Origin of the sequence: Nitrososphaera sp. (assembly GCF_037447015.1) — an archaeon.
Taxonomy (GTDB): Archaea; Thermoproteota; Nitrososphaeria; order Nitrososphaerales; family Nitrososphaeraceae; genus Nitrososphaera.
The window spans coordinates 1-10,397 of the sequence record NZ_JBBIHK010000054.1 but is presented as its reverse complement, the minus strand read 5'-3'; the positions used below and the strand labels follow the sequence as shown (position 1 = coordinate 10,397).

Annotated in this window: 15 protein-coding genes and 3 tRNA genes; 13 read left to right on the top strand and 5 right to left on the bottom strand. The window is 56.9% G+C overall.

Going from position 1 to position 10,397, the window contains the following annotated elements; translation table 11 throughout:
* The first annotated feature begins 46 nt into the window (after positions 1-46).
* The 5 genes from WKI84_RS12320 to WKI84_RS12300 all read left to right on the top strand — a co-directional run bounded on the left by WKI84_RS12320 (position 47) and on the right by WKI84_RS12300 (position 5,269).
* On the top strand, positions 47-1,720 hold the full coding sequence (locus WKI84_RS12320) for an FAD-dependent thymidylate synthase (protein ID WP_337863857.1): 1,674 nt from the start codon (positions 47-49) through the stop codon (positions 1,718-1,720).
* Between the two features lie 78 nt (positions 1,721-1,798).
* A complete protein-coding gene (locus tag WKI84_RS12315) occupies positions 1,799-2,263 on the top strand; it encodes a hypothetical protein (RefSeq protein ID WP_337863856.1) in 465 nt (154 codons plus the stop codon).
* Positions 2,264-2,439: 176 nt separating this feature from the next.
* Positions 2,440-3,243 (top strand): CdvA-like protein, encoded by an 804-nt coding sequence (locus tag WKI84_RS12310; protein ID WP_337863855.1) that lies wholly within the window; start codon positions 2,440-2,442, stop codon positions 3,241-3,243.
* An 83-nt stretch (positions 3,244-3,326) separates the two neighbouring features.
* Positions 3,327-3,938, top strand: coding sequence for an AMP-binding protein (locus tag WKI84_RS12305; RefSeq protein WP_337863854.1), 612 nt, complete (start codon positions 3,327-3,329; stop codon positions 3,936-3,938).
* Entirely contained in the window at positions 3,914-5,269 is a 1,356-nt protein-coding gene (locus WKI84_RS12300) for an acetate--CoA ligase (RefSeq protein WP_337863853.1), read from the top strand. The genes WKI84_RS12305 and WKI84_RS12300 overlap by 25 nt, the downstream gene beginning before the upstream one ends.
* 3 nt (positions 5,270-5,272) lie before the next feature.
* On the opposite strand, the gene WKI84_RS12295 is transcribed toward WKI84_RS12300, so the two are convergent.
* Positions 5,273-5,722, bottom strand: a complete 450-nt coding sequence (locus WKI84_RS12295) for a pyridoxamine 5'-phosphate oxidase family protein (RefSeq protein WP_337863852.1) — start codon at positions 5,720-5,722, stop codon at positions 5,273-5,275.
* A gap of 154 nt (positions 5,723-5,876) precedes the next feature.
* Here WKI84_RS12295 and WKI84_RS12290 point away from each other — a divergent pair, with 154 nt between their 5' ends.
* Positions 5,877-6,077, top strand: a complete 201-nt coding sequence (locus WKI84_RS12290) for a hypothetical protein (RefSeq protein ID WP_337863851.1) — start codon at positions 5,877-5,879, stop codon at positions 6,075-6,077.
* Between the two features lie 221 nt (positions 6,078-6,298).
* A complete protein-coding gene (locus WKI84_RS12285; RefSeq protein WP_337863850.1) occupies positions 6,299-6,676 on the top strand; it encodes a P-II family nitrogen regulator in 378 nt (125 codons plus the stop codon).
* Here WKI84_RS12285 and WKI84_RS12280 read toward each other — a convergent pair.
* Together WKI84_RS12280 and WKI84_RS12275 are read right to left on the bottom strand one after the other, a co-directional pair.
* Positions 6,673-7,164: a DUF192 domain-containing protein gene (locus WKI84_RS12280; protein ID WP_337863849.1), complete on the bottom strand. Its 492-nt coding sequence runs from the start codon at positions 7,162-7,164 to the stop codon at positions 6,673-6,675. The two genes, WKI84_RS12285 and WKI84_RS12280, sit on opposite strands and share 4 nt — an antisense overlap.
* Positions 7,165-7,388: 224 nt before the next feature.
* Positions 7,389-7,541, bottom strand: a tRNA-Leu gene (locus WKI84_RS12275).
* Positions 7,542-7,615: 74 nt separating this feature from the next.
* On the opposite strand from WKI84_RS12275, the gene WKI84_RS12270 reads away from it, so the two are divergent.
* Both WKI84_RS12270 and WKI84_RS12265 read left to right on the top strand, forming a co-directional pair.
* Entirely contained in the window at positions 7,616-7,786 is a 171-nt protein-coding gene (locus tag WKI84_RS12270) for a hypothetical protein (RefSeq protein ID WP_337863848.1), read from the top strand.
* 64 nt (positions 7,787-7,850) lie between these two features.
* Positions 7,851-8,138 (top strand): DNA-binding protein, encoded by a 288-nt coding sequence (locus WKI84_RS12265; protein WP_337863847.1) that lies wholly within the window; start codon positions 7,851-7,853, stop codon positions 8,136-8,138.
* A 29-nt stretch (positions 8,139-8,167) separates the two neighbouring features.
* Here WKI84_RS12265 and WKI84_RS12260 read toward each other — a convergent pair whose 3' ends face one another.
* Positions 8,168-8,974, bottom strand: coding sequence for a proteasome assembly chaperone family protein (locus WKI84_RS12260; RefSeq protein ID WP_337863846.1), 807 nt, complete (start codon positions 8,972-8,974; stop codon positions 8,168-8,170).
* A gap of 118 nt (positions 8,975-9,092) precedes the next feature.
* Between WKI84_RS12260 and WKI84_RS12255 the strand changes: the two genes are divergently transcribed.
* From WKI84_RS12255 to WKI84_RS12245, 3 genes are all read left to right on the top strand, one after another.
* Positions 9,093-9,314 (top strand): hypothetical protein, encoded by a 222-nt coding sequence (locus WKI84_RS12255; RefSeq protein WP_337863845.1) that lies wholly within the window; start codon positions 9,093-9,095, stop codon positions 9,312-9,314.
* An 87-nt stretch (positions 9,315-9,401) separates the two neighbouring features.
* Positions 9,402-9,752, top strand: a complete 351-nt coding sequence (locus WKI84_RS12250; protein WP_337863844.1) for a hypothetical protein — start codon at positions 9,402-9,404, stop codon at positions 9,750-9,752.
* A gap of 49 nt (positions 9,753-9,801) precedes the next feature.
* Complete coding sequence (locus WKI84_RS12245) at positions 9,802-9,927, top strand: hypothetical protein (protein ID WP_337863843.1); 126 nt, start codon at positions 9,802-9,804, stop codon at positions 9,925-9,927.
* 112 nt (positions 9,928-10,039) lie between these two features.
* Here the strand turns inward: WKI84_RS12245 and WKI84_RS12240 are convergent.
* A tRNA-Thr gene (locus WKI84_RS12240) sits at positions 10,040-10,113 on the bottom strand.
* Between the two features lie 130 nt (positions 10,114-10,243).
* On the opposite strand from WKI84_RS12240, the gene WKI84_RS12235 reads away from it, so the two are divergent.
* A tRNA-Leu gene (locus tag WKI84_RS12235) sits at positions 10,244-10,366 on the top strand.
* Positions 10,367-10,397 lie beyond the last annotated feature (31 nt).

Sequence of the window (10,397 nt, the reverse complement as noted above, 5' to 3'; positions counted from 1 at the left end):
CAAGCTGGTTTATTTATAGGGTCGGCCGCCCACGGTACTGCCGGCAATGTCTGCTGCTACTTCTACTGCTGCTGATGGTGACGGGGATCCGTTTGTCGACCACTTCTCAGAAGAGGAAAAGAAAGAGCTGAAAGGCCACTTTTCAAATACCGAAAGGAACGTGTTTGCGATAACTACTCCCCGGCAGGTCGACAGGGGGGCGCTGATGTCCCGCTATTCCCGAACGGACAAGAGCATGCGCCGCGTCTTTCTCGACGAGTTTGCCCGCAACCCCGGCAGGGGCGAGGAATTTTACCGCAAGGTGCTGCTGGAATACGGCGACGACTCGGTCGCCGAGCTGGGCGAGGCCCAGATAGCCCTGGAGGGCATATCCAACGTTGCAGCAAAAAAGATAGAGGACCGCCGGATCGGCCTGTCGTACCTGGAAAAGTCGTCCCGGTACGTGCCGTTTGATCAGCAGGTCGCGCCCGGCGTGTACCGCTACTGCCGCGAAGAGCGCATAATGGCGTCACGCCACGCCGACCTGTACCTGCGCTCGTGCGATCTTTCATTCGCCACGTACAGCAGGGCAATACCAAAGATGGTGGCATACCTTAAAGAGCGGGAGCCGATTACCGGCTTTTCCTTCTGGGACTCGGCAAGCGGGCGGGAAACGCTGTATGGAAACCTGCATGAAGAAAAAGACATCAGGGCCGCCGAGAGGATATACAACGCCACGGTGCGCGCCAAGGCCCTCGACCTCCTCCGGGGTCTGCTCCCGGCCTCCACGCTCACAAACGTGGGGATAACGGGCAACGGCAGGGCGTTTGAATACCTGCTGTCAATCATGCACGGCTCGCGCCTGGCTGAGGTCCGCTCGCTTGCAGGCAAGATGTTTGACGAGCTGCAGGAGGTGATACCGTCGTTCGTGCGGAGGGCAAACAACAGGCACGGGCAGGCTCTCCAGGCGTATTTTGCAAAGACGGAAGAGGCGGTGCGGGCGCTTGCTCAAAAGCACCTTGCAGGCGTGGCTGCAGACTCGGACCCTGCGGCTGTCCGGCTTTTAGAATACGAAGACAATTTGCTGGCAGAGGTCAGGGTGGCGTCTGCCATACTGTACAGCCAGGCGGCGGGCCAGTCGCTTGCAGACATTTCAAGCCGCGTCAGGGCGATGCCGGCCGCCGACAGGCACGAGATCATAAACGCCTACACGCAGTTCCGGGAGAACAGGCGCCAGAGGCCCGGCAGGGCCTTTGAGGTGGTCGACTATACATTTGAGCTGTTCACCAACTTTGGCATGTTTCGAGACCTGCACCGGCACCGCGTGCTTACGATGGAGCGCCAGCTCCTCTCCACGCGCCACGGCTACGACATGCCTGCCGAAATAGACGACGCCGGCCTGGCCAAAGAGTTCCAAGAGTGCATGGCGTCGTCAAAGGACGCCCACATGCAGATATCTGCTGAAATGCCAGAGGAGGCGCAGTACGTGGTCAACTTTGCCTACCGTTATCCATATTTCCTAAAGATGAACCTGCGGGAGGCGTGCCACATGATAGAGCTGCGCACCGTGCCGCAGGGGCACCCAGACTATCGCGCCGTATGTCAGCAGATGTACAGCCAGATAAAGGCCGCCCACCCTGTCCTTGCACAGGGGCTGAAATTCGTGGACATGAACTTGTATCAGCTTGAAAGGCTGGAATCGGAGAAAAAGACCGAGAGGAAAAGGCAGGATGCGGGCTAGAACCGCGTAGGATGGTAGTCAAAACCATTACGTGCCATTGATGACCAAAGTTTATATATTGCCATATAATACCATTATATGGTAATAAGAATGGTCGACAAGACAACCAAGGAAGACGCAACGACGAGCGCACCGAACGCAATAGACGCCGTAAAGGAGAACATGATACGCACCGTAGACGAGATCGCCAAGGTTCAGCCACAGTACTTGCAATCAATTTCTAACCTGCAGCTTGATTACATCCAGACAACCAAGAACATGATCCAGACCGCATTTGCAGCACAGAAGCAGATAGCCGGCAGCTGGAACGTACCGGCGCTTCCGTACACAGACCTCGTGGTGAGGCAGGCAAACGAGATGACCAACAACGCCGTCAGGGCAGTTGGCATCAACAACCAGCTGACCATCAACGCGCTGGACGCGGCGAGGGAGAACCTGAAAATCTACAACAGGACCGTCGACGCGGTGACCGAGTTCAACACCAACGTCGCCAAGGCCTGGACAGCGTTCTACGCTCAGGCACAGCAGCAGTTCACCCGCTAAAAAAAGCGGCAAGGCTCGTCCCCGGGCCTTTTTTCTTTTCTTTTTTCTCTTTTTTCATTCTGCTTTTTTCTGCAACGGCTGTAGGATTTTTCCGGCATCAAGAAAAACGCTTGCTGACAAAATAATGCAACAATTTTGACACCGCCTGCATTATACCTACTTACTAATGACAGCGCATGAGCGAAGAAAAGCTCGCATTCGTAGGCAAGCAAGTCAAGGACATCTATGGTACTTTCATCGGTAGGGTGGTCGGCATAATCACCGAGATCGACGGCGAGATCGAGAGCGTCGGCGTGGACTGCGGCTCGTCGGGGATCAAGCAGCTGCCGTACGAGCAGCTGGTGGTACAGGGAGATTATGTCTTTTTCATTCCCAAGTGGAGGCTTGAAGCTCAAAAACTCATCAGGCAAAAGTCTCTTACGCTCAAGAGGATGAAGGCGCTGCACGACATCATTGCCGAAAACGACGGCATGAAGGAGGACGCCGAGCTGGTCAGCATCAAGTACGAGAAAAAGCTGGCCGACCTGGGCGAGGTCGAGCGGGCTGTGACCGACAAACTCGCAGCACGCTTGGCAGAGCTTGACGCCGAGGCCAAGCAGGTCAAGGCGGTGCTCTTTGACGCCAAGCTGCAGTTCAGGAGCAACGAGATGAAGGAAGAAACATACCAGCAGGTCAAGGTCAACACGGACGAGCTGCTGGAGCACATCAACAACGAGAGGACCGAGATTGGCAACGTCAGGGGCAAGATATCGTCGCTCACGCTCGAGAGCGTGAACTCGTCTGCTTCTCCGGAGGTGACAGCGCAGGTCCCGCCGCCAGCAGTGCCCGAAGAGGTTGCAAAGGTGGAAGGGGCTCCTGCCACTGCAGCAACAGAGGCCGCTGCCGAGGAAAAGCCGATAACCGTGACCGCTCCGGCAGCAGCAACAACAACAGCAGGCCCGAACGACGCAGCCTGGATAAACCAGGTAATCCAGCAGTAATGAGGGGCATCCCCTCTTTTTCCACCCTTTTTCAAACGAACAACTTTTAAAACAATTTTGACCTCTCTTGCTCCGTATCGCAAATGAGCCAGCCTTCAAAGCTGTACGAGGAGAGCAGCGGGCTAAAGATAACGGTGAGGCCAGGCCAGGCGCTTGAAAAGATGGCAAGGGAGGCGCTTGCAGACCCTGAAAAATTCTGGGGCGAGCAGGCAAAAAACCTGGTCTGGCACAGGCAGTGGGACCGGGTGCTCGAATGGGACCCGCCCTTTGCGCGCTGGTTTGCCGGCGGCATGCTCAACGCATCTGTCAACTGCCTTGACCGCCACATGAACACAGAGGCCAAGAACAAGGCCGCCATCATCTGGGAGAGCGAGAGCGGCGAGTCCCGGACGCTCACCTACTTTCAGCTGTTCAGGTACGTCAACAGGTTCGCAAACGTTCTGAAGAGCCTGGGCGTGAAAAAGGGCGACAGGGTCACGATATACATGCCCATGGTGCCCGAGCTGCCCGTGGCGATGCTTGCCTGCGCAAGGATAGGCGCGACGCATTCCGTCGTATTTTCCGGTTTCAGCTCGCAGGCCCTGGTCGACAGGGTCAACGACGCCCAGTCAAAGGTCATCGTGACTGCTGATGGCACGTTCCGCAAAGGGAAACTAGTGGACTTGAAAAGGTGGTGGACGAGTCTCTGCCCCTGACGCCTTCTGTGGAGCACGTCGTCGTGTTCAGGAGGGCCGGCAACAGCGTATCCTGGGGGCCCAAGGACCACTGGTGGCACGACCTGGTCGAAGGCGCCAAGCTGTACTGCGAGCCCGAAATGGTGCCAAGCACGCACCCGCTCTATATCCTTTACACGTCGGGGACGACAGGCAAGCCCAAGGGCGTGATGCACGGCACGGGCGGCTACCTCACCCACCTCTATGCGACTGCCAAGTGGGTCTTTGATTTCAGAAAGGACGACATTTTCTTTTGCACGGCAGACATTGGCTGGGTCACGGGCCACAGCTATATCGTTTACGCGCCGCTTATGCACGGCGTGACAGAGATAATGTACGACGGCGCGCCCGACTTTCCGCGGCCGGACAGGTACTGGGCGGCTGTCGAAAAGCACGGCGCCACGATACTGTACACGACGCCTACTGCGCTCCGCATGTACATGAAGTACGGCGACGCAATACCAAACTCATTCGACCTTTCCTCCCTGCGGCTCCTTGGGACGGTTGGCGAGCCCATCAACCCCGAAGTCTGGCAGTGGTATTTCAAGACGATAGGCAAGGAAGCGCGCCCGATAATCGACACGTGGTGGCAGACAGAGACCGGGGGCATCATGCTCTCTGCCTGCACGGGCATCGACATGGTACCCATGAAGCCAGGCTCTGCCAGCTTTGCCGTGCCCGGAGTGGACGCGGCAGTAGTCGACGAAGCCGGCAAGGAGGTGCCGCCGGGTACAAAGGGCTATATCGTGATAAGGAGGCCGTGGCCGGGCATGCTGCTGTCGCTATGGGGCGACGACGACAAGTACAGAAAGACGTACTGGAGCAAGTTCGACGGCATGTACTATCCGGGTGACTATGCGCTTGTAGACCGGGACGGCTACCTGTGGCTGCTTGGCAGGGCAGACGACGTGCTCAAGGTGGCCGGCCACCGACTGGGCACGATGGAGCTTGAAAGCGCGTTTGTATCGCACAAGGCGATAGCAGAGGCGGCAGTCGCAGGCAAGCCCGACTCGACCAAGGGTGAGTCGATAATAGCGTTCCTTGTGCCAAGGGAGGGCTTTGCAGGGACGGACGCCCTCCGCAGGGAGGTCATAGACCACATCCGCAGGACGGTGGGGCCGATAGCCACACCAGACGAGGTCTATTTCGTCGGCAAGCTCCCCAAGACCCGCTCGGGCAAGATAATGCGCCGTCTGTTAAAGTCGATTGCAAGCGGGGACAAGATAGGCGACATCACCACGCTTGAAGACGGCGCCGCAATCGACGAGGTCCGCCAGGCGTACGAAGAGCTGAAAAAGGCCGTCAACGTCTAGTCGCTAGTATTTCCAGCTGGCCATGTACCTGGGCGTGATCTCTAACACGACAGACGACGGGCCTGCAGCAAGTATCATTTTCGCAGACTTGCTCTGCAGCCTGCCGCCAAGGTATTTCATCACGCACTTTTTCGTGACCTCTGTCGCATAGTCTGGGTCGTCTATTACTCTGGCGACTGCCTTGCCGCGCACGCCCCTTGGCGGCCTGCCGTCAATGTCGACTGTGAAATAGACGTTCATGTTTTTGTCGATGGATCTTGCCTTGACGCCGCCCCTGCCTGTGGCGACGTAGAATTTCTCTTTCTCGTAGACGTACCACACGGGGTGGACGACGGGTTGGCCGTCGCGCTCGTCTATGACGGCAAGCCTGAGCATGTTCGGCTGCGACAAGAATTGCTCGATCTCTTTTCTTGTCATCTTTTTTCCCATGCCGTCTGCAAGCGTGTACTTCAACTAACTATGGCATTTTGGGCGGCCTGTTTAATTAAACAGCTCGGCCAGGTTCTGCTCAGACCGAGTTTCCAGCCGCTCTGGCAAGAATCTCTCTCTCTTTCGCGGCGAGGGTTGATTTTGAGACTTTAATTGCCTGTAGCTGGCAGTTTACCTGTTGAAGACGTGGATGGCCCTTGCAGGGGTCGCTCTGGTCATCGCCAGCTGGGCATTTTACCGTGTAAACAGCGACTGGGCTTTGGAATGGCCTTTCAACTTTGTTGTCACCGTGTCCGCACTCTGCATTTTGCTGGCGGGTCTGGCGCTGATCGCCATCGGACTGTGGTCAAGGAAAACGGGCTCTGGCATGTCAGCCTGACCTGCAAGCCTTGTCCAGCGGCGCCCCTTGCATATTCAGGGCCTGTGAATCGGGGTTCTCTAGGCCAGAACCTTCACTTGGGATTTTGATCATATTATCAAAGTAAAGGTCTAGGCGAAAACAGCCGAAAAAAGCGATGCCTGTTTTATTTCGTGCTAGTTTCATGGAATTTTTGCACGCATGAAAATAACCTTACATATGCTGCCCCGGAACCCTGAGCCATGGCCAAGGAGAAATCGACCCTGCCCTTTGAGGTTGTAGACACTGAAAAGTCGCGCAGTTCCAAGAGTTCGTTAAAGAGGCTGGCGCTGCTGGTCAAGCCCGAAAGGGTGGACAGCGTAGTAGCGGCCCTGCGCTCGCTAAAGCTGGAGGCCACTATATACGATGTCAAGGGGGCGGGAAAGGAGAAGGAAAAGGTCACGTCGAGCAGGGGGATGGGGACGATAGAGCTTGCCTACACGACCCGGAAGGTGATAGCGACCGTCGTGGATGCTGGCAGGGTCGACGACGTTGTGGACGCCATAAGGGGCGCGCTTGGAGGCAGCGGGAGCGGAGGCATGCTCGTAATCACGCCGGTGGACGACCTGATACGCATCTAGGCCGAGACGAGCGTCATCTTGGACCCGATGCCGATGCCGTGCGCGTCGATAAAGCCTGCGCTTGCCGCCACTATGTAGAGCGACTTTGTGGTCGGCTTGTACGTGCACGTGGACGGGTCGAGCATGTTTGGGCAGGGCGGCACGTTTTTCTTGACATAGACTGCGTTGCCGTCAGAGTCGAACCAGACGAGGTCGAGGTTGTAGTCGATGTTGAGCATCCACACCTCGTAGAGGTCGGGCGTGTCGTGCTTGATGAGCATGGCCGTGTCGAGCGGGAGCGGCTCCTGCCTGAACGTGAGCCACCTCTGCCTCTCGGCTGCCGTGTAGGCTATCTCTACCGTGATGATGTCGTCGCCTATGCGCACAGTGCCTTTTGGGAACTCGCCCGTCTTTTCCCTCACGTCCTGCGGGATGAAAGCGATGCCAAGCCCGCCGACTGCCACGGCCGCTATGATGACTGGTATGAGCACTGCAGACCTGCGCGCCACGCATGCAGATCGCAGAAAAATCAATTTGAACTTTTGGTTCCACTTGTATTTCTGGTGGCGGCGGAAAAATAAGACACAAGGCCGGGGTGGAGCCGGAGGCGCCAGCTCCTCGTCCCGGCCCCGGCAATCAATGCGCCATGTGCATGGGCGGTTTTCAGATTAATACGCCGGCCCGTTTTTCGTGCTCTGCAACGAGAATCAAAGTACATGTGTGCGGGAAAAGGTGGTGGAGGGGGTGGGATTCGAACCCACGAACCCCTGAGGGACGGGATCACTCATCTCGCTTTTTTGCTAATGTAGCGAGGACGAATGCACTGCCGCCGTGCGCATTTCTGATCTTGAGTCCTGCGCGTTTGACCAGGCTTCGCTACCCCTCCTCCTCAGATGACGAGTGTGTACGTCATGCCTAGCCAACCTTATTTCATGCTTGCGACAAGGTTAATGAATAGGTTTGTCCAAGAAGGTCTGGATGGCCAAGCCACAGACACTGAACAGGCTTTGCATCAAATGCCACAGCAAGACCGTACACGAAGTCAGGGACAGGACGGTAGCGGGGACAAAAGTGGTCTGCACAGACTGCGGCTTTTCGCAGGTCGTCGCCGACAACAGCGTCAACCCGTGACGGAAGGAAGAAGGCAGCAGGAAAGGCTAAACTTTAATACCGCAGCAGATTCTCCCTTTTTGGCATGAAGATAAGCGAACTCAAGGCAGGCATGCGCAACGTGAGCGTCACTGCCAAGGTGGACAGCGTCGGCCAGCCAAGGACCGTCAACCTAAAGTCTGGCGGCACCAACACTGTGGCCGACGCGGTGATATCCGACGAGACCGGCAGCATCAAGCTGTCCCTGTGGGGCGACGACATTAACAAGATACAGGCTGGCGACCGCATCTCGATAGAGAACGGCTATATCAGCACTTTTCGGAACGAGAACAGCATCAGCGTGGGCAAGTTCGGCAAGCTGACCAAGGTCTAGCCAGCCGCTGCCGGCAGTGAGAGCTACCACTAGCTGATGTAGCCGGTGGTATCGCGGGGCTTTTGGGGGGCCTGCTGGCTCTCCGCTCCTGCCTGCAACCTCCTGCCCGCCGCCATCTGCTGCTCTATCGTCTGGATGAGCATCTCCGTGTCTTTTGCCCTCTTTTCAAGGTTGGACATGTCTACCGTGACGCCGAGTATGCCAAGCAGCGATTCGAGGACCGCCTTCGAAGCCTTGGCGTCCACCACGTAGCCAGAAGTCTCGCCCAGCAGGCAAATCCCCTTCATGCCGCGCAGCTTGGCGATCCCGACCACGAGGCCGTTCATGCCCGTTATCCCGCCGCTGTCCATCACTGCAATGTTGCGGCCTGCAAACGTGGCGACGGTCTCTGCGTCCGTGGCGGTCCCAAAGACGCGGGGCCTGTCAACGAACACGCCGGTTATGTAGGCTGCAAGCGTAAAGACCTGCTTGGCGCCAAGCCTGCCGGCAAAGTCGAGGATCTGCTCTGCCAGCGCGTATTCCGAGTCCGGGTTTGACGGCTGCGAGTCGCCTGTGAGCAGGAGGAGCGATGTCTTGCCTTCAGGCTGCTGCCAGAAAAATATGCTGTTCTTCATCAGGTCTGCAGTACCATCGGTGCGTATCATCACCTGCGGCGGGAATGAGCTGGAGTAAATGTCGGCAATGTGCGTCGCCTGGAGCTCGTGTATGAGGTGGTCGACTGCCAGCTTGCCGACATAGCCGGAGCCGGGAAAGCCGCAGACGAGGTGCAGCTCACCATTTGTCACCGCGGGCGGCATTTCGCGCACATGTACAAACTTGATCTCTGTAGAGGGCACAGCTAAAGACCCGCACGCTTCTCTATAAAGCCTTTACAACCTGTGCTGCCATTTGGCACGGCTTTCCGGAATAGTGTAACCATGAAATCTCATAGAAGCAGTGGCGCTGCTTTTAGGCATGGCATTGGAATTGCTGCCTGCCATGCACCCAACCCCTCCCAACCCCTCTCACCCTGCCCCGCACGGCGCACGCCCTCCCCCTCACAGCCCTGCGACCTGCACCATCCAGCTTGGAGAATGCCCAAAATGCCTGCGCGACCTGGGCTTTGACACCATTGCAGAGGAGCTGGAGGCCGCTGCTGCAGAAGAAGGCGGGCAGGGGAGAGGCGGCTACGCATGAGATCTGCGTCTTGATGATGCCCACAGTTCTGTCATAGAGAGGCAGGCTCCACTAGTTATTAATGGCAGGTCCCTGCGCCGAACATACGTGTACGAGACCGCCGCTGCAATACTTTCCGTCTGCCTGGAAAAAAAGGGCGCCGACAAGTCGCTGATAGCATGCAAGCTCCACCTGAGCCCGCAGGGCACGAGCATGTGCCTGGCCGCACTTGAGAGGAGCGGCCTCCTGGTCGGCGTCCGGCGCGACGGCTATGGCTACGACTGCAGCTGCTATGCTACGACAGAGCTTGGCAGGGAGTACCTGCGCAACTATGCCGTCATCAGCCAGCTCCTGGGCATGCACCACAACTACAACCACCACCACAACAACAACGACGGCGGCAACAAATCCCGTTTTCAGGACATTGTTGTCGTGTCTGATTCTAAATTCGAAATCTAGATCGCAGATGCATTGGGCATAAAAGGGAGTGATGCATGCCTTTTCAAGCATGTCTGAAATGGCAACCCAAAAGAGCAAAAGAAGCAGCAGCCCCGTCGTGTGCTTTACCTGCAGCATCGAGTTTTCGACCCACCGCGCCTTTGCATGGCACGTCAAGAGGTCGCACCAGTTCTGAGAACATCATTTTCTCGGTACACATGTGCATGTGCATATATACACACGCGCGCGCATACGCAGCGGTAAAGGAAGGAAATGGCACGGAGCAAGAAAGAGGGAGGGAAAAGACAAGCCTTGGGCGGGATTCGGACCCGCGACCTCTACCTTACCAAGGTAACGCTCTACCAGGCTGAGCTACCAAGGCGCGAACAAACAGCAGAACTACATGAGGGCTTGATTAAGGTATCGAACAGCAGCTCTTTTGCTACTGCTGATACAAGATTTAATTACAGACGACCCGAATCCTGTGTGGCTGTGGCTCCGCATGCGGGCGGGCGGGGGTTGTAGAGCCCGGCCAAATAGAGCAGGAGAAATCTTGGAGACGCGGGACTTAAGATCTCACTGAATGGGTTATCCCGTCCCTCAGGGGTCCGTGGGTTCGAATCCCACCCCCCGCACTTTTACACTAGTATGGTGCGGTATGAACAA

Coding starts and splice junctions, on each gene's coding strand:
- WKI84_RS12310 (WP_337863855.1), top strand. CDS start 2,440: ATGAGCGAAGAAAAGCTCGCATTCGTAGGCAAGCAAGTCAAGGACATC.
- WKI84_RS12245 (WP_337863843.1), top strand. CDS start 9,802: ATGTCTGAAATGGCAACCCAAAAGAGCAAAAGAAGCAGCAGCCCCGTC.
- WKI84_RS12305 (WP_337863854.1), top strand. CDS start 3,327: ATGAGCCAGCCTTCAAAGCTGTACGAGGAGAGCAGCGGGCTAAAGATA.
- WKI84_RS12285 (WP_337863850.1), top strand. CDS start 6,299: ATGGCCAAGGAGAAATCGACCCTGCCCTTTGAGGTTGTAGACACTGAA.
- WKI84_RS12255 (WP_337863845.1), top strand. CDS start 9,093: ATGGCATTGGAATTGCTGCCTGCCATGCACCCAACCCCTCCCAACCCC.
- WKI84_RS12315 (WP_337863856.1), top strand. CDS start 1,799: ATGGTAATAAGAATGGTCGACAAGACAACCAAGGAAGACGCAACGACG.
- WKI84_RS12320 (WP_337863857.1), top strand. CDS start 47: ATGTCTGCTGCTACTTCTACTGCTGCTGATGGTGACGGGGATCCGTTT.
- WKI84_RS12265 (WP_337863847.1), top strand. CDS start 7,851: ATGAAGATAAGCGAACTCAAGGCAGGCATGCGCAACGTGAGCGTCACT.